This is a genomic window from Aeromonas sp. QDB31 (assembly GCF_027707605.1).
GTDB classification, from domain to species: Bacteria; Pseudomonadota; Gammaproteobacteria; order Enterobacterales; family Aeromonadaceae; genus Aeromonas; species Aeromonas media.
Genome location: NZ_JAPCIX010000019.1, coordinates 1 through 16,248, shown reverse-complemented (window position 1 = coordinate 16,248; position 16,248 = coordinate 1). Strand labels below are relative to the sequence as shown.

Annotated in this window: 14 protein-coding genes and 1 riboswitch; of the genes, 7 read left to right on the top strand and 7 right to left on the bottom strand. The window is 63.0% G+C overall.

The window, feature by feature from the left end; all coding sequences use genetic code 11:
• Positions 1-97: 97 nt before the first annotated feature.
• Both lysC and argA read right to left on the bottom strand, forming a co-directional pair.
• On the bottom strand, positions 98-1,450 hold the full coding sequence (gene lysC / locus PG898_RS16530) for a lysine-sensitive aspartokinase 3 (RefSeq protein WP_005327565.1): 1,353 nt from the start codon (positions 1,448-1,450) through the stop codon (positions 98-100).
• Between the two features lie 86 nt (positions 1,451-1,536).
• Positions 1,537-1,759: riboswitch (Lysine riboswitch) on the bottom strand.
• A 108-nt stretch (positions 1,760-1,867) separates the two neighbouring features.
• Positions 1,868-3,196, bottom strand: a complete 1,329-nt coding sequence (argA, locus tag PG898_RS16525) for an amino-acid N-acetyltransferase (protein ID WP_042648311.1) — start codon at positions 3,194-3,196, stop codon at positions 1,868-1,870.
• A 252-nt stretch (positions 3,197-3,448) separates the two neighbouring features.
• Between argA and msrA the strand changes: the two genes are divergently transcribed.
• Entirely contained in the window at positions 3,449-4,081 is a 633-nt protein-coding gene (gene msrA / locus PG898_RS16520) for a peptide-methionine (S)-S-oxide reductase MsrA (protein WP_005327561.1), read from the top strand.
• A gap of 266 nt (positions 4,082-4,347) precedes the next feature.
• Here msrA and PG898_RS16515 read toward each other — a convergent pair whose 3' ends face one another.
• The 3 genes from PG898_RS16515 to PG898_RS16505 are packed head-to-tail and all read right to left on the bottom strand — an operon-like array spanning position 4,348 to position 5,608.
• The gene (locus PG898_RS16515) at positions 4,348-4,683 is read right to left on the bottom strand and encodes a DUF3802 family protein (protein WP_182788928.1); all 336 of its coding nucleotides are present in this window, start codon (positions 4,681-4,683) and stop codon (positions 4,348-4,350) included.
• 11 nt (positions 4,684-4,694) lie between these two features.
• A complete protein-coding gene (locus PG898_RS16510; RefSeq protein WP_263685306.1) occupies positions 4,695-5,231 on the bottom strand; it encodes a GNAT family N-acetyltransferase in 537 nt (178 codons plus the stop codon).
• A gap of 5 nt (positions 5,232-5,236) precedes the next feature.
• Entirely contained in the window at positions 5,237-5,608 is a 372-nt protein-coding gene (locus PG898_RS16505; RefSeq protein WP_226169542.1) for an MmcQ/YjbR family DNA-binding protein, read from the bottom strand.
• A 108-nt stretch (positions 5,609-5,716) separates the two neighbouring features.
• Here PG898_RS16505 and PG898_RS16500 point away from each other — a divergent pair, with 108 nt between their 5' ends.
• Positions 5,717-6,526, top strand: coding sequence for an alpha/beta fold hydrolase (locus PG898_RS16500; protein ID WP_041205463.1), 810 nt, complete (start codon positions 5,717-5,719; stop codon positions 6,524-6,526).
• A gap of 38 nt (positions 6,527-6,564) precedes the next feature.
• On the opposite strand, the gene PG898_RS16495 is transcribed toward PG898_RS16500, so the two are convergent.
• Positions 6,565-7,542, bottom strand: a complete 978-nt coding sequence (locus PG898_RS16495) for a LysR family transcriptional regulator (protein WP_318528112.1) — start codon at positions 7,540-7,542, stop codon at positions 6,565-6,567.
• A 63-nt stretch (positions 7,543-7,605) separates the two neighbouring features.
• Between PG898_RS16495 and PG898_RS16490 the strand changes: the two genes are divergently transcribed.
• From PG898_RS16490 to PG898_RS16470, 5 genes are read left to right on the top strand one after another with little or no spacing between them, the layout of a single operon-like run.
• On the top strand, positions 7,606-9,303 hold the full coding sequence (locus PG898_RS16490) for an L-lactate permease (RefSeq protein WP_263685308.1): 1,698 nt from the start codon (positions 7,606-7,608) through the stop codon (positions 9,301-9,303).
• A gap of 13 nt (positions 9,304-9,316) precedes the next feature.
• Positions 9,317-10,093, top strand: a complete 777-nt coding sequence (locus tag PG898_RS16485; protein WP_082029929.1) for a (Fe-S)-binding protein — start codon at positions 9,317-9,319, stop codon at positions 10,091-10,093.
• Complete coding sequence (locus tag PG898_RS16480) at positions 10,086-11,522, top strand: LutB/LldF family L-lactate oxidation iron-sulfur protein (protein ID WP_182785689.1); 1,437 nt, start codon at positions 10,086-10,088, stop codon at positions 11,520-11,522. Before PG898_RS16485 ends, PG898_RS16480 begins: the two co-directional genes overlap by 8 nt.
• 1 nt (position 11,523) lies before the next feature.
• A complete protein-coding gene (locus PG898_RS16475) occupies positions 11,524-12,168 on the top strand; it encodes a LutC/YkgG family protein (protein ID WP_263685309.1) in 645 nt (214 codons plus the stop codon).
• Positions 12,168-14,960 (top strand): FAD-binding and (Fe-S)-binding domain-containing protein, encoded by a 2,793-nt coding sequence (locus PG898_RS16470; protein WP_270824610.1) that lies wholly within the window; start codon positions 12,168-12,170, stop codon positions 14,958-14,960. The genes PG898_RS16475 and PG898_RS16470 overlap by 1 nt, the downstream gene beginning before the upstream one ends.
• A 242-nt stretch (positions 14,961-15,202) precedes the next feature.
• On the opposite strand, the gene bla is transcribed toward PG898_RS16470, so the two are convergent.
• On the bottom strand, positions 15,203-16,066 hold the full coding sequence (gene bla / locus PG898_RS16465; RefSeq protein WP_270824609.1) for a class A beta-lactamase: 864 nt from the start codon (positions 16,064-16,066) through the stop codon (positions 15,203-15,205).
• Positions 16,067-16,248: the final 182 nt, after the last annotated feature.

Sequence of the window (16,248 nt, the reverse complement as noted above, 5' to 3'; positions counted from 1 at the left end):
CCCCTCTTCGTTGGTATCGATGCTGGTGTTATGGCCTTCCCCTGATAACAGACCCTTCTCCCCACGGGGAGAAGGGTCTGACAAGGCTTCGTCAGGCTCAGTCGAGCAGCTCCTGATGGAGGCGGTTGACGATGTTGCCCGCTTCGCTCTCCTTGACCAGGAAGCAGAGATTGTGGGCGCTGGCGCCGTAGCAGATCATCCGGATGTTGTGTTCACGAATGGCGTCGAACACCCGGCTGCCCACCCCGGCCGCCTCGCTCATGCGGTTGCCGATGAGGGCCACCAGCGCGAAGTCGGTCTCCACCTCCACCTTGCACAGCTGGCCGAGCTCCGCCAGCACCTTGTCGCCGAGGATGGGCTCGCCGTTGCTCTGGCTGCCAGTGTGATCCAGGGTCAGGGAGACGCTCACCTCAGAGGTGGTGATGAGATCCACCGAGATGCGGTGACGGGCCAGGATGCCGAACACCTCCGCCAAAAAGCCGTAGGCGTGGAACATGTTGAGGCTGTGCAGGGTGACCAGCACCTGCTGGCGGCGCAGGGCCACGGCGCGAAACAGCGGGCAGGTCTCGGTGCTGGCGCGGATCCAGGTGCCACCTGCTGCGGGATCCCTGGCTGAGCCGACGAACACCGGAATGTCCTGGCGCAGGGCGGGTTGCAGGGTGGCCGGGTGCAGCACCTTGGCGCCGAAGGTGGCCATCTCGGCCGCCTCCACGAAGCTGATTTCCGGGATGGGGCGGGCCCGGGTGACCAGGCGCGGATCCGTGGTGTAGATGCCGGGCACGTCTGTCCAGATCTCTATGCTGCCTGCGTCCAGTGCCTCGGCGAGCAGGGCCGCGCTGTAGTCGGAGCCGCCCCGGCCCAATGTGGTGGTGCGGCCATCGGCGTCGGCGCCGATGAAGCCCTGGGTGATGACTAGGCTGTCACCGAGCAGCGGGCCCAGGGTGGCTTGGCAGAGGGTGCGGGTGGCGGCGAGATCCACGGTGGCCTTGCCAAAGCGGCTGTCGGTGCGCAGCAGCTGGCGCGCGTCCTGCCAGCAGGCCTTGATGCCCCGCTGGTGCAGCAGTTCGGTGAAGAGGCGGGTGGACATCAGTTCGCCGCAGGCGATGAGGCGGTCTGCCAGTTCGGCATCGGTGTGCTGGCAGGCCTGGCGGGCCATGGTGCGAATGTCGCCGAGCTGGGCGTGGATGAGGGCGCTCACTTCGCCCGGGTTGCCGAGCGCCGTCAGGATGGCCTGCTGGATCCCGGTCAATCTGGCGAGCTGGGCATCCTGCCCGGCTTCGTCCAATTCACCCTGAGCCAGGCTCACCAGCAGGTTGGTGACCCCGGCGCTGGCGCTCAGCACCACCACCCGGGTCGCCGGATTGGCCAGCACCACGTCGGCGCAATGGTTCATGGCCGCTGCATCGGCGACACTGGTTCCGCCAAACTTGGCGACGTTGATCGGGTTCATTGCATACTCCTGTCTCAAGGTGAAAATCCGGTTTCATCGGGCAAAAGAGAGGAGGAGGCAGAAAATGGCAGGAATAGCGAAGGATCCCGGCCAGAAGCACTCCATCCGCGGTGCCCATCCCACAAGGATCCTGCTGGATGCCTGTGGGATGCACACGACCGATGACAACCCGGGGGATTCAGCCCCCGCAGCCGACGTTGAGGTATACCAGTTGCCTCACTCGTCTCGGCGCTGCTCCCCCTGACCCAAGTTCACCGGACGCTGGTGTCCTCCCTTGGGCTGCCTGGGCAGCGCTCCTCTTCTGGTGCCACCCTGGAAGGTGGCGTGCATGTAGAAATACCCTGCTCTGGATTGCACTGTCAATCGAGTTTGTAAAAAAGTACACAATTGGCAACAACCAGGCACAAGATCAATCAGTTACGAAATCGTCTTGGACAAAACCTTGGAGCGGCGCTGCCAGTTGTAGAGCCGCTGGCGCGCCACCGGCAGATCTTCCACCTCCAGGGGATCGAAGCCCCGCTCCCGGAACCAGTGGATGGAACGGGTGGTGAGCACGAACAGGCGGCGGATGCCGAGCCGCTTGGCCCGCTCGGCCACCTTGGCGATCAGCTGATCACCCCGGTTGGAGTTGCGGTACTCGGGATGGATGGCGACGCAGGCCATCTCGGCCATCGCCTCCTCCATGAAACAGTAGAGCGCCGCGCAACCGATGATGAGGCCGTCGCGCTCGATGATGGTGAACTTGTCTATCTCCATCTCCAGCTGCTCACGGGAGCGGCGCACCAGGATGCCTTCCTCCTCCAGCGGCCGGATCAGATCCAGGATGCCGCCGATGTCTTCGATGGTGGCGGCCCGTGCCCGCTCGGCGCTTTCGCGCACTATCTGGGTGCCGAGCCCCTCGCGGCTGAACAGCTCCTGCAGCATGGCGCCGTCATCCTGATAGCTCACCAGGTGGGAGCGCGGCACGCCGCCCCGGCAGGAGGCAATGGCCGCACGCAGGTAGCGGGCGGTGCCGGACATCTCCTCGCCGGCCTGCTCGAGCTCCACCAGCAGCTCTTCTGCCTGCTCGGGGAAGAGCTCGGAGATGGCCTCGCCTTGTCTGTTCATCACCCCCTGGGTGCTGCTGAAACAGATGAGCTTGTCTGCCTTGAGATCCACCGCCACCCGACGCGCCACCTCTTCGGAACTCAGGTTGAAGCTCTCGCCGGTGACCGAGCAGCCGATGGGGGAGATGAGCACCAGACCATGCTGATCCAGCTGGCGGGTGATCCCCTCCACGTCGATGCGCCGCACCCGGCCGCTGTGGCAGTAGTCGATGCCATCCTCGACGCCGAGCGGCTGGGCGGTGACGAAGTTGCCGCTCACCACGCTGATGCGCGCGCCCTGCATGGGGGTGTTGGCCAGCCCCATGGAGAGCTGGGCCGTGATGTCGTATTGCAGACCGCCACACACCTGTTTGATGATGGCGAAGCTCTTGTCATCGGTGACCCGGATCCGTCTGTGGTACTGGGCCTCGATGCCGGCGCGGGCCAGCGCCTCGTCGTTTTGCGGACGCGAGCCGAATACCAGGACCAGGCGGATCCCAAGCGTCTGCAGCAGGGCGATATCGCTGACGATATTGGCAAAGTTGGGGTGGCAGATGGCTTCCCCGCCCATCATCAGCACGAAGGTGGCGCCCCGGTGCACGTTGACATAGGGGGTGGATTGCCGAAAGGCATGGACCAGGCTGGGTTCGCGTTCACGCACGTGTTTCATTCCATAAAAAAGCAGCAATTTGCTCAATATATGAAAATAAATTCACAAATCAAGACTAAATATTGGTTTTGGTGTTTTGTGCCGCCATTTTGACCAGTCGCAGACGCCCTGTGCCAGGGCGAGTCGGGGGGCGGTCAGCCCGGTGAAGGGGCCGCCTCGGTTGATCCGGGCTCATAACCTGTTATCTTCGGGGTTCCTTTTCGTCAGCCGCATCGCGCGGGGTTTTATTCAAGGACAGGGCATATGGAGCAGATTATTTCACCGGCAGAGGCGCTGCCGGGACGACGGGAAGCGCTGGCGATCGGCCAGCAGCATGCCGTCAACGGCCACCCGACTCAGGGCCCCTGGCCCGAGGGGATGGAGCTTGCCTGGTTTGGCATGGGGTGCTTCTGGGGTGTGGAGCGCCTGTTCTGGCAGCAGCCCGGCGTCTATTCCACCGCCGCCGGTTATCAGGGGGGCCTGACGCCAAACCCCACCTACAAGGAGGTGTGCAGCGGTCTGACCGGTCATGCCGAGACGGTGCAGGTGGTGTTCGACCCCAGGGTCATCAGTTACGGCGAGCTGCTCAAGCTGTTCTGGGAGCAGCACGATCCGGCCCAGGGCATGCGCCAGGGCGGCGACATCGGCACCCAGTACCGCTCGGTGATCTTCTATGGGGATGACAGTCAGGAGGCCATCGCCCAGCAGAGTCTGGCCGCCTATCAGCAGGCCATGATGGCGAGCGGCGATGCCCGTCCCATCACCACCCGGATCCTGCCGTTGGCCCCTTTCTACTACGCCGAGGATTACCATCAGCAATATCTGGAGAAGAATCCGGAAGGGTATTGCGGGTTGGGCGGCATTGGCGTCTGCCTGCCGCCCAGCCTGAACCGCTGAGGCGCAGCATGTATAAAACAGGGGCCATCCGGTCCCTGTTTCGTTTTTTTGAAAGAAATATTAAAAAAAGTGTCCTGGTCGGGAACTTAACCGAACCTCGGCAGACTAACAATTAGCTACCATGGACGGCAGCCAAGACCAGACACATTTCTTGCCTCGACATTCATCCCACTGACAAGCGCGATGAATCGGAAGTGATAGCAAGCAGGGCTGCCCGTTGAAGGCGGCCCTTTTCACTTTTCGGCCGTGCAGCCGCGGGGGAGGGGCTAGCGGATGGTGCTGTCGAACAGGTTCTTGATGAGACTGATGAACTCATCGAGGAAGGCGTGCTGGGCCGGGGTGGGCGCCCGCAGCCAGACAGCGGAGAGCACCTCTTCCAGATCGGCCACCACGGCATCGGCCTCCTGCATGATCATGAAACGCACCTTGGGGTCGAGCTGAGGGTTCTGCTCGCAGATGGCCATGAGGTTGCCTGCCACCCGGTTGCTCACCAGATCCTCTATGGTCTGGGAGCCAGTGCCCTGCTGCTGGCTCTCGAACAGGCCCAGACTCTCTACCAGATACTCGATCAGCGCAATATAACCGTCGCTCTCTACCACCATGATGGCTGCCTTCATTCATTGCTTTGGGGAAATGGTGGGTATTTTAGTGGCTGGCCTTGGCTTGGCAAGCGGCAGTAGAGGCGATGGCGGACAAAACTGACCCCGCCGCGCTCGACGGTTTCCAATCCGGCCTGCTCGAACCCGTGGCGCAGAAACAGCGCGAGGCTGAAGGCGCTGGCCTCCGTGGTCAGGCTGTGCAGGCCCAACTGGCTGGCCGCCTGCAGCGCCTGTGCCAGCAGCAGGCCGCCGAGCCCCTGACGCGGATGATCCGGGCTCACATAGAGCAGGCTGAGGTGGCCGTCATCGCTTAAGGTAACAAAGCCAAGGGGCATCCCCTCCTGCTCCATGACCCAGCCGTGGTGCTCGCGCAGCTGGCTGGCGAGACCCGGATGACGGGCGCCCTGAGCCCATTGCTCCACCTGCTCCGGGCTGTAGTGTTCCGGGCCCAGGCGGCGCACCGACTGCTCGAACAGGGCGAGCAGGGCGGGGATGTGCTGCTCCCTCAGGGGGAGGATCCGGGCGGGCGCGGTGTTTTGTGTCTGCGGCATGGCTGTTATCCTGCCTTTGCTGATAAGGTCGGCTCCAGTGGCCGCTTGGCTTTGGGCAGCCCCGCCACCACGCGCTGGTAGGAGTGTTCAATCCAGCCCTGCCAGAGCTCGGCGTCCAGGCTCTCGCTCAGGGTGACCGTATTCCAGTGCTGCTTGTTCATGTGCCAGCCGGGTTTGACTTCGGGGTGTATCTCTCGCAGCAGCAGGGCGAGCTCGGGCTCGCATTTGAGGTTGATGGTGAGGGGCTCGGCCTGCCAGTTCACCAGGGCGAACATCTTGCCGGCGATGCGGTAGACCAGAAACTCCGGGCCGAAGGGGGTATCCTCGGTGGCCCCCGGCAGGCTGAGCAGGAATTCACGTAACGATACAAGGCTCATACAGGACTCCATGCTGGTCCGATGATAAGTGGCAGCATATTCAGCGGGGCGCCCCATCTGTTAATATGCCCGCCGAGTATATCCCTCAACCCCCTGGGAGCCCATAAGATGTTGTACCACAAGACCTTTGAGCTGGGCCCCGATCGGGATTGGGTGGTGTTCGTGCACGGCGCCGGCGGCAGCTCCTCCATCTGGTTCAAGCAGCTGCGCGCCTACCGGGAGCACTTCAACGTGCTGCTGCTCGACCTGCGTGGCCACGGCCAATCCAACCAGCTGCAACAGGTGGTCAAGGGACACTACAGTTTTCGTGCCGTGACCGAGGACATCCTGCGCCTGCTCGATCATCTGCGCATCCCCCGCGCCCATTTTGTCGGCATCTCCCTTGGCACCATCCTCATCCGCCACCTGGCCGAGCTCTGCCCCGAGCGGGTCAAGAGCATGGTGCTCGGCGGCGCCATCCTGCGCCTCGATATCCGCTCCCGGGTGCTGGTGCAGCTTGGCCGGGTCGGCCAGCACATCCTGCCCTACATGTGGCTCTACCGGTTGTTCGCCTTCATCATCATGCCGCGCCAGCACCATCAGGAGTCCCGCAACCTCTTCGTGCGCGAGGCTCGCAAACTCTGCCAGAAGGAGTTCAAACGCTGGTTCCGCCTCGCCACCGAAGTCAACCCGCTGATGCGCTACTTCAAGGAGCGGGCCCTGCCGATCCCGACCCTCTATGTGATGGGGGAGGAGGATCACATGTTCCTCGCCCCGGTGCGCGAGCAGGTGGCCCGCGACCCCTACAGCCGGCTCGAGATCATCGAAAACTGCGGCCACGTCTGCAACGTGGAACAGCCCGACCACTTCAATCGTCAATCCCTGGCATTTCTCTCTACCCAGGCGAGCGTCTTGCCCGCCGCGCCGCTAGAAGCCTGATCCCGCGCCAAGCCCCCTCCTGAGTGAGCGCAGTCCTCTCAGACGAAGTAGTGGGCGATATCGAGGTAGCGCTGGCGGATGTGCTCGATCAGCAGCCGGATCTTGCGCGGCGGCTGGCGGGTGAAGGGGTAGACGGCGTAGATGCCGAGCTTCTTGCCCACCCGCTCCGGAAACAAATCCACCAGATTCCCGCTCATCAAATCGTGATAGACCAGGCAGCGCGGCACATAGACGATGCCGCGTCCCCCCAGCGCCGCCTTGCGCAGGGCACCGGCGTTGTCGGTTGAAAAGCTCCCCGACACCGACACCAGATAGTTGCCGTCCTCCCCCTTGAAGGCCCACTCCGACGCCCCCGTGCTCTGGTAGGCGTAGCGCAGGCAGTTGTGAGCCTGCAGGTCTGCGGGCTCGCGCGGCGCCCCGAAGCGGCGCACATAGGCGGGGGCCGCGCAGATCACCCACTGGGAGTCGAGGATATGGCGGGCGATGAGGCTGGAGTCATCCAGATAACCGGTGCGAATGACCAGATCGAACCCCTCTTCCACCAGATTGACGAAGCGGTTGTCCAGCGACATCTCCACCGTGAGCCCTGGGTGCTGCTGGCAAAAATCGGCCACCGCATCGGCCAGTAGCAGCTCTCCCGAGATGGTGGGCACCGACATCCGCACATGGCCGCTCACCTTTTCGCCAAACCCCGCCACCGCGTCGAAGGCGTCCAGTGCGGCGGCCTTCACATTTTTCGCACCCTGATAGAGCTCCTTGCCTGCCTCGCTCAGGGTGAGCCGGCGGGTGGTGCGATAGAGCAACTGCACCCCGAGTTCTTCCTCAAGGCGCCCGATCCGTTTGCTAACCACTGAATTTGTAATGGAATTTTGCTCAGCCACCTTGCTGAAGGAGCCTGCCTCCACCACCTGGGCGAAGAGGATGAGGTCGTCGGTACTGGCCATATTGATCAACTTTTGGAACGAAGGTTGTTCATTATTTCCATATATCGCGAAAAAGGAACAGGGTAAGGTCACGTCCGATTAACAAAACAACAACAAGGTGCCCCCACGGTGCCTCTTCTGGACAAGGACGCAATGATGACAGACACCCTGCTGGCCCTGGTGGCCTTCTCGCCGATCCTGGTGGCCGCCGTGCTGCTGGTCGGCCTCAACTGGCCCGCCAAGCGCGCCATGCCCATCGCCTTCCTGTTGACCGTGTTCATCGCCCTCTGGGGCTGGCAGATGAGCCCGACCCGGGTCTTTGCCTCCACCCTGCAGGGGTTGGTGATCACGGTGACCGTGCTCTGGATAGTGTTCGGCGCCATCCTGATGCTCAACACCCTCAAACACACCGGCGCCATCAGCGCCATTCGCGGCGGTTTTACCAACATCTCGCCGGACCGGCGCATCCAGGCCATCATCATCGCCTGGTGCTTCGGCGCCTTCATCGAAGGGGCTTCTGGCTTTGGCACCCCGGCGGCCATCGCCGCCCCCTTGCTGGTGGCCATCGGCTTCCCGGCGCTCGCCGCCGTGCTGCTCGGCATGATGATCCAGTCCACCCCGGTGTCGTTCGGCGCGGTGGGCACCCCCATCCTCGTTGGTATCAACAAGGGGCTGGATAACCAGGCCATCGGCCAGACCTTGAGCGCTGGTGGCAGCAGCTGGGACATCTACCTGCAGCAGGTGACCACCAACGTGGCCCTCATTCACGCCACCGTCGGCACCCTGATGCCGGTGCTGATGGTGATGATGCTGACCCGCTTCTTCGGCCGCCACCGCAGTTGGACCGAAGGGCTCGCCATCCTGCCGTTCGCCCTCTTCGCCGGGCTCGCCTTCACCGTGCCTTACGCCCTGACCGGCATGCTGCTCGGTCCCGAGTTCCCGTCCCTCATCGGCGGTCTGGTGGGGCTCGCACTGGTAGTGACGGCGGCGCGTCGCGGTTTCCTGGTGCCCAAGGCACAGTGGGATTTCGCCCCCGAACAGGAGTGGCCCGCCGAGTGGCTGGGCTCCATCAAGCTGGATCTGAAAGAGGCCGCCGCCCGCCCCATGTCCCTGCTGCTGGCCTGGCTCCCCTATGTGGCGCTGGCCCTCTTGCTGGTGGCCAGCCGGGTGAGCCCGGCGTTCAAGGCAAGCCTCCTGTCGGTGAGCCTCGCCTTCACCGATCTGCTGGGGGAGAAGGGAGTGAGCGCGTCGATTGAGCCGCTCTACCTGCCGGGGGGTCTGCTGGTGCTCTGCGCCCTGCTCGCCACCTTGCTGCAATCGCGCTCCCTCGCCCCCTTCGGGCGGGCGATGGGGGAGTCCAGCCGCACCCTGCTTGGTGCCGGCTTCGTGCTCATCTTCACCGTGCCCATGGTGCGCATCTTCATCAACTCCGGCGTGAACGGGGCGGATCTTGCCAGCATGCCGGTGACCACGGCGAATTTTGCCGCCGGGCTGGTGGGGGAGTTCTTCCCGGCGCTCAGCGCCACCATAGGCGCACTGGGAGCCTTTATCGCCGGCTCCAACACGGTGTCGAACATGATGTTCAGCCAGTTCCAGTTTGAAGTGGCGCAGACCCTCGGGGTATCCACTGCCGCCATGCTGGCGCTGCAGGCCGTGGGCGCGGCGGCCGGCAACATGATTGCCATCCACAACGTGGTGGCGGCGTCGGCCACCGTGGGGCTGCTGGGGCGCGAGGGGGAGACGCTGCGCAAGACCGCGCTGCCGACCCTCTACTATCTGCTGGCCACCGGCCTCATCGGGTTGGTGCTCATGTACAGCTTCCACATCTCGGACGTCTTGCTGCAGCTCAAGTAAAGGAGAGCAAGTGATGAAGGTAATGCGGGTCTATCCGGCCAAGCCGGCCGATGTCTATCTCTACGCCACCTGTCTGGTGGACCTGTTCGACCCGGTGGCGGGGCTCGATGCCATCGCCCTGATCGAGCGGGAAGGGATAAGGGTGCACTTTGTCGAGAAACAGACCTGCTGCGGGCAGCCGGCCTACACCTCGGGCCATGAAGAGGAGGCGCGCAAGGTGGCGCAAAGCCAGATGGCGCTCTTCCCCGAGCCCTGGCCGGTGGTGGTGCTGTCGGGCTCCTGTGGCGGCATGATGCACCACCACTATGCGCGCCTGTTTCCAGAGAGCCGCGAGGTGGCGGCGTTTTGCGAGCGGGTGTTCGAGCTCACCGAGTTTCTGGCCCAGGTCTGCCGGGTGCGCTGGTACGGGGTGGGGAGGGCGAGCATCGTCATGCACACCTCCTGCTCGGCCCGGCGCGAGATGCAGGTACACAGCCGGGCCCGCGCCCTGCTGGGTCAGCTCGATGGGGTCACCCTGCATGAACAAGCCTACGAGAGCGAGTGCTGCGGCTTTGGCGGCACCTTCTCGGTGCGCCATCCCCACATCAGCCAGGCCATGGTGGAGGACAAGACCCGCCACCTGCTGGCCACCGGCGCCGACACCCTGGTGAGCGCCGACTGGGGGTGTCTCTTGAACATCAAGGGCTCCCTGGCCTATCAGGGCAAGACACTGCTCGCCATGCACCTGGCCAGCTTCCTGCTCGCCCACAGCAAGCCGTTGTCAGAAAAACAGGAGGCCCATCATGAGTGAGCACGCCAAGTATTCGCCGCGCCGCTTCCATCCCCAGGCCGAGGCGGCTCTGGCCGACCCCGTGCTGCGCCAGAATTTTCGCGGCGCCATGGATTACCTGCGCGCCAAGCGCCGGGATGCTTTCGCCGACCCGCTCGAGGAGGCGGCGGTGCGCGATGCGGCGGAGCAGATCCGCCAGCGCTGTCTCTCACGCCTGCCGGCGCTGCTGGAGCAGCTCGAAGCCAACTGTGAGCGCAACGGCATCCGGGTGCACTGGGCCCAGACGCCGGCGGAGGCCAACGCCATCATCCTTCGCATCGCCCAGCAACACGGGGTGAGCAGCATCGTCAAGGGCAAGTCCATGGTGAGCGAGGAGGTGGGTTTCAATCACGAGATGGCGCGCCACGGCATCCGCTGCCTTGAGAGCGACATGGGGGAGTTTATCGTCCAGCTCGACGGCGACACCCCGTCCCACATCATCATGCCCGCCATCCACAAGAACAAGCAGGAGGTGAGCGACACCTTCGCCCATAACCTCGATGGCTTTACCCCCACCACGGACGTGGACGCCCTGATCCAGACCGGGCGGCGGGCCCTGCGCGAAGAGTTTCGCCGCGCCGGCATGGGGTTGTCGGGGGTCAACTTTGCGGTGGCGGAGACCGGCAGCTTGTGCCTCGTCGAGAACGAGGGCAACGGGCGCATGTGCACCACGGTGCCGAAAGTGCACGTGGCCATCACCGGCATCGAGAAGGTGGTGGAGTTCTTATCCGACGTGCCGCCCCTCTACAGTGCCCTGACCCGCTCGGCCACCGGGCAGGCCATCACCACCTACTTCAACGTCATCAGCGGCCCACGCCGGGCAGGGGAGCTGGACGGCCCGGACGAGGTGCACCTGGTGCTGCTCGACAACGGCCGCAGCCAGGCTTATCGGGACGAGGAGCTGCGCAAGACCTTGCAGTGCATCCGCTGCGGCGCCTGCATGAACCACTGCCCGGTCTACACCCGCATCGGTGGCCACGCCTACGGCACCATCTACCCGGGGCCCATCGGCAAGATAGTCTCCCCCCACCTGCTGGGGCTGGAAAGCACCCAGGATCTGGTAACCGCATCGAGCCTGTGCGGTGCCTGCGGCGAGGTGTGCCCGGTGCGCATCCCCATTCCCGACATGTTGCAGCGCCTGCGCCGGGAGGCCAAGCACGACGCACAGCCCGGCCACGAACCGCTGGCGGGGCAGGGGGCGGCCAGGAGCCGGCTCGAGACGCTGGCCATGCAGGGCTTTGCCTTTGCCGCCACCCACCCGCGCCTCTATCACGCCGCGACCGGGGTGGCCGGTCGCCTGCGGGGGCTGATGCCAAAGCATCTTGGCCCCTGGACCCAGTGCCGCGAGGCCCCCAAACCCGCCCCCCAGAGCCTGCACGCCCTGCTGCGCCAGAAGAAAAAGGAGTCCTGAGATGTCGAGCAAAGAGGCCATATTAAGCCGCCTTCGCGGCGCCGCCACCCCCATTGCCCACGCCCCCCATGGCTGGCAGCCCTGGCGCGGGGCAGACGATAGCGCGCGGCGTGAGCGCTTTGTTGCCGGGATCAGCGCCAGCCATGCCGAGATCCTCACAGTCCAACAGGCAAACCTTGCCCGGGATCTGGCCGCCTGGCTGGATGAAGAGGGAGTGACGCATCTGGCCTGTGGCCAGGGCGGCCGCTGGCAAGCCGAAGTCGCGGCCGCCAGCGCCGGGCGCTCTGTGTTGACCCCGGCGGGGGAGTTTTCCGGCTGGAAGGACGATCTGTTTGACGTTTGTCAGGCAGGCATCACCCATTGCGCGGGTGCCATCGCCGATACCGGCACCCTGGTGTTGCTGCCGGATGGCGGCGAGCCGCGCACCTTGTCCCTGGTACCCCCCTGCCATATCGCCCTGCTGGCGGCGTCCACCATCGCCGACAACCTGGCGGGGCTGGTGGAGGGCGGGCGCTGGCAGCAGGCCATGCCCACCAATCTGCTGCTGGTCTCCGGCCCCTCCAAGACCGCCGACATCCAGCAGACCCTGGCCTACGGTGCCCACGGCCCGAGCCGCCTGCTGGTGGTGCTGGTGGAGGATTGCTGATGGGCTGGAATGAATTTGACGCCGCCGTGCTCTCGCGCATCCCGCCGGAGCGGCTGGTGAGCGACCCTGACTTGCGCCTCGCCCACGGCACGGACGCGAGCTTCTACCGGCTGGTGCCAGAGCGCATCGTGCGCCTCGACTCCCTCGATGAGGTGCGCTTCGTGCTCGGGGTGTGCCGCGAATTGAACCTGCCGTGCACCTTTCGCGCCGCCGGCACCAGCCTCTCGGGCCAGGCCCTGAGCGATTCGGTGCTCATCACCCTGACCGACAGCTGGCGCGGCCACCGCATTCTGGACGAGGGGGCGCGCATTGCCCTGCAACCCGGGGTGATCGGCGCCGATGCCAACCGCTATCTGGCGCCTCTGGGCCGCAAGATTGGGCCGGATCCCGCCTCCATCAACGCCTGCAAGCTTGGCGGCATCGCCGCCAACAACGCGAGCGGCATGTGCTGCGGCACCGCCCACAACAGCTATCACACCCTGCATGCCATGACCTTGCTGCTGGCCGATGGCACCGTGCTGGACAGTGGCGATCCGCAAAGCCGCGCCGCCTTGGCGGCCAAGCGCCCGGAGCTGCTGGCCGGGCTCGCCGCCCTGCGCGCCGAGGTGCTGGCGAACGCCGAGCTTGCCGCCAAGATTCGCCACAAGTACCGGCTCAAGAACACCACCGGCTACGCCATCAATGCCCTGCTCGACCATGAGGACCCCGTCGATATCCTCACCCACCTGATGATTGGCTCGGAGGGGACCCTCGGCTTTATCGCCGAGGTGGTGCTCGATACCGTGCCGGAATACCCCCACAAGGCCTCGGCCCTGCTGGTGTTTCGGGACGCCGAGCAGGCGTGTCTGGCCACCTCGCGCCTGAAAAGTGCGCCGGTGGTGGCGGTGGAGCTGATGGATGGACGATCCCTTCGCTCGGTCGCGGGCAAGCCCGGCCTGCCGGACTTTATCAAGACGCTGGATCTGGCTGCCTGCGCCTTGCTTGTCGAGGTGCATGGGGAATCGAAAGAGGAGCTGGTGGATCGCTGCGAGCAGGTGACGGCCATGGCCGCCGGGTTCGCTCAGGTCGCCTCTGTGCCTTTTACCAAGGAGAGCGCCGGCCTGTGGGCCATTCGCAAGGGGCTCTTCCCGGCGGTGGGGGCGGTGCGTACCACCGGCACCACCGTCATCATCGAGGATGTCGCCTTTCCCATCGAGCGTCTGGCGGAAGGGGTGGCGGGGCTGCAGCAACTGTTCGATCGCTTCGAATACGGTGAAGCCATCATCTTTGGCCACGCGCTGGAGGGGAACCTGCACTTCGTTTTTACCCAGGGGTTCGACGATCCGGCCCAGGTGGCCCGCTACGGCGCCTTTATGGATGCGGTGGCCGAACTCGTCGCGGTGCGCTTTGGCGGGTCCCTCAAGGCCGAGCACGGCACCGGCCGCAACATGGCCCCCTATGTGGAGTTGGAATGGGGGCCGGAGGGGATGGCGCTGATGCGGCGCATCAAGGCGCTGCTCGACCCCGATGGCTTGCTCAATCCCGGCGTCATCATCAACGATGACCCCAAGGCCCACCTGGCCCACCTCAAGCCCATGCCGGCGAGCGATGCCATCGTCGATCCGTGCATCGAATGCGGTTTTTGCGAGGCGGTCTGCCCCTCGCGCACCCTGTCGCTCTCGCCGCGCCAGCGCATCGTGCTCTATCGGGAGTTGTCACGCCGTGGTCGCAGCGGTGAAGCGGCAGGGGATCTTGCCCGGCTGTTTGACTATCAGGGCATCGACACCTGTGCCGCGACCGGGCTCTGCGCCGATCGCTGCCCGGTTGGCATCAACACCGGCAGCCTTATCAAGAAGCTGCGCAGCGACAAGTATCAGCGCTTCGTGCCCATCGCCCGCTGGAGCGCCGATCACTTCGCCGGCGTCACCCGCACGGCGCGCGGTGCCCTGGGGCTCAGGGGCATTGCCGGCAAGCTGTTGGGAGACAAAGCGCTGGCAGGATTGGTAAACGGGGTACGTAACGTCAGCGGCCAGCGCACGCCCGCCTGGCTGCCGACCCTGCCGGGGCCGAGCCGCTATCGGTGGCCGTCAGGGGAGGGGAGCAATGATGGATCCAGCGAGCGCGCCGTGGTCTATCTACCTTCCTGTGCCAGCCGGGTATTCGGCCAGCAGGAGGATGCCCCGTCACTACCGGACGTGGTGTTATCCCTGCTCAAGAAGGCGGGTTGCCGGGTGATAGTGCCGGTGAGAGTTGAGGGGCTCTGCTGCGGCATGCCCTATGACAGCAAGGGGATGAGCGAGGTGGCGGAAGCCAAGCGCAGTGAGCTGGCCGAGGCGCTGTGGCAGGCAAGCGAGCAGGGGCGCTGGCCCGTGCTGCTCGACACCAGTCCCTGTGTACAGCGACTGCTGTCGGGGGCGCTCGGCAAGGGCCTTCGGGTGTTTGAGCCCGCTACCTTTGTGCTGGAACACCTGCTGCCCCACCTTGAGCTGACCCCCATCGATGAGACCGTCATGCTCCATATCACCTGCAGCAGCCGGCGCATGGGGCTGGGGGAGACCATGCTGGCGGTAGCCCGCGCCTGCGCCCGCGAGGTAATTGTGCCAGAGCATATCCAGTGCTGCGGCTTTGCCGGCGACAAGGGGCTGATGACCCCGGAGCTCAAGGCCGCCGCGCTTTCCAGCCTGCCCGCCCAGGTCCCCAGCGATTGCCGTCAGGGATTCAGCAATAGCCGCACCTGCGAAATGGGGCTTAGCCAGCACGCCGGCATTCCCTATCAGAGCATCCTGTATCTGGTGGCGCAGGCGGCGAAATGAACAAGACCCGGCAGAATGAATTCTGCCGGGTCTTGTTGGTTGGCTAATAGGTGGGTGTTCTAGGGAAAGTGCGAACAAGTATCCCAAGAACAAAAAATGAAAATTTTAGTCATTTAATATCAATGGGTTACCAGTAAATGCTCTCGTGCCATATGACTTATTCGCACCTTCCCTAGATTTTTACACGCACAGCATCATTTATTTGTGCAGCGCGTTCTGATGATACCTTTCCAAGACCACACTTATTGATAAGCACCGAAAATAACCGAGCCAATATCGGCAATGACTTTATCACGCTCGTGAATTGAAGAGCCCTCTTTTCTTACATACATTGTAATGACAATGGGATGCTGGGTTTCTGACCAAACCATGGATATGATCCCGCGCACACCATAGTCACTGGCCCCGGAACGGTCCGCTATTGACCAACCTTTTGGTAAAGATGCCCTGAGCAAGTCATCAGCGACTCTGTTTCCCATCATCCATTGCTTCAGTTGGGCCCTGGATTCTGTTGACAATACATCTTGTAAAAGCAGTTTGTTTAGGCTGAGAGCCATTGCATCTGTAGTCGTTGTATCTCTGATATCATATTCAATGTTTTTTGTTAATTCCGGCTCATAACGATCGGAACGTAAAACGTTATCTCCCATTGAACGCATAAATGAAGTTAAACCCGCAGGGCCACCAACGGAAGATATGGCATAGTTTGCGCCAGTGTTGTCACTGTATGTCAAGGTAGCTTCACAAGCATCTCCAAGCGTAAACCGTTTACCAACGAGCTTTTCCGCTACCGGAGAATGCGTGACAATGTCAGACTCTTTTAATATGAAAGAGTCATTGAGCGTCAGTTGTCCTTTATCCACTTTTTCAAGTACATTGGCACAAGCCAATGCTTTGATTGTGCTATTAAAGTGGAAGCGTTGGTCGCCGTTTATAGATTCGTGCTCACCTGATTTTGTGTCTAACACAGTGACACCAACACGCCACCCTTGCTTTTCAAAAAAATTAACTTTTTCTTCCAGCGCGGATGCGAATGCACTCGGAGAGAGAAGGATAATACTCGATGCCAATAACGTGGTTCTGAGGCTTGATATACTGATTTTCATTAGGGTTTTTTTAACCTTCTGCAAATTTAAGCTATAAAATGAAGATATAATCTTGGTATGCTTTTCAAGTTCACTGATGAGTCGTATTCGGTTGCATATATTTATGGAAGGTGCGAATAAGCGGGGAAATTCTTCTCGGCTGACTCAGTCATTTCATTTCTTCATGTTTGAGCCGATTTTTT

What these genes read in the sequence shown, in the direction of transcription:
- PG898_RS16470 (WP_270824610.1), top strand. Translation starts at nt 12,168, where the DNA reads ATGGGCTGGAATGAATTTGACGCCGCCGTGCTCTCGCGCATCCCGCCG.
- lysC (WP_005327565.1), bottom strand. Translation starts at nt 1,450, where the DNA reads ATGAACCCGATCAACGTCGCCAAGTTTGGCGGAACCAGTGTCGCCGAT.
- bla (WP_270824609.1), bottom strand. Translation starts at nt 16,066, where the DNA reads ATGAAAATCAGTATATCAAGCCTCAGAACCACGTTATTGGCATCGAGT.
- PG898_RS16505 (WP_226169542.1), bottom strand. Translation starts at nt 5,608, where the DNA reads ATGAGCCTTGTATCGTTACGTGAATTCCTGCTCAGCCTGCCGGGGGCC.
- msrA (WP_005327561.1), top strand. Translation starts at nt 3,449, where the DNA reads ATGGAGCAGATTATTTCACCGGCAGAGGCGCTGCCGGGACGACGGGAA.
- PG898_RS16510 (WP_263685306.1), bottom strand. Translation starts at nt 5,231, where the DNA reads ATGCCGCAGACACAAAACACCGCGCCCGCCCGGATCCTCCCCCTGAGG.
- PG898_RS16485 (WP_082029929.1), top strand. Translation starts at nt 9,317, where the DNA reads ATGAAGGTAATGCGGGTCTATCCGGCCAAGCCGGCCGATGTCTATCTC.
- PG898_RS16500 (WP_041205463.1), top strand. Translation starts at nt 5,717, where the DNA reads ATGTTGTACCACAAGACCTTTGAGCTGGGCCCCGATCGGGATTGGGTG.
- PG898_RS16480 (WP_182785689.1), top strand. Translation starts at nt 10,086, where the DNA reads ATGAGTGAGCACGCCAAGTATTCGCCGCGCCGCTTCCATCCCCAGGCC.
- PG898_RS16490 (WP_263685308.1), top strand. Translation starts at nt 7,606, where the DNA reads ATGACAGACACCCTGCTGGCCCTGGTGGCCTTCTCGCCGATCCTGGTG.
- PG898_RS16475 (WP_263685309.1), top strand. Translation starts at nt 11,524, where the DNA reads ATGTCGAGCAAAGAGGCCATATTAAGCCGCCTTCGCGGCGCCGCCACC.
- PG898_RS16515 (WP_182788928.1), bottom strand. Translation starts at nt 4,683, where the DNA reads ATGGTGGTAGAGAGCGACGGTTATATTGCGCTGATCGAGTATCTGGTA.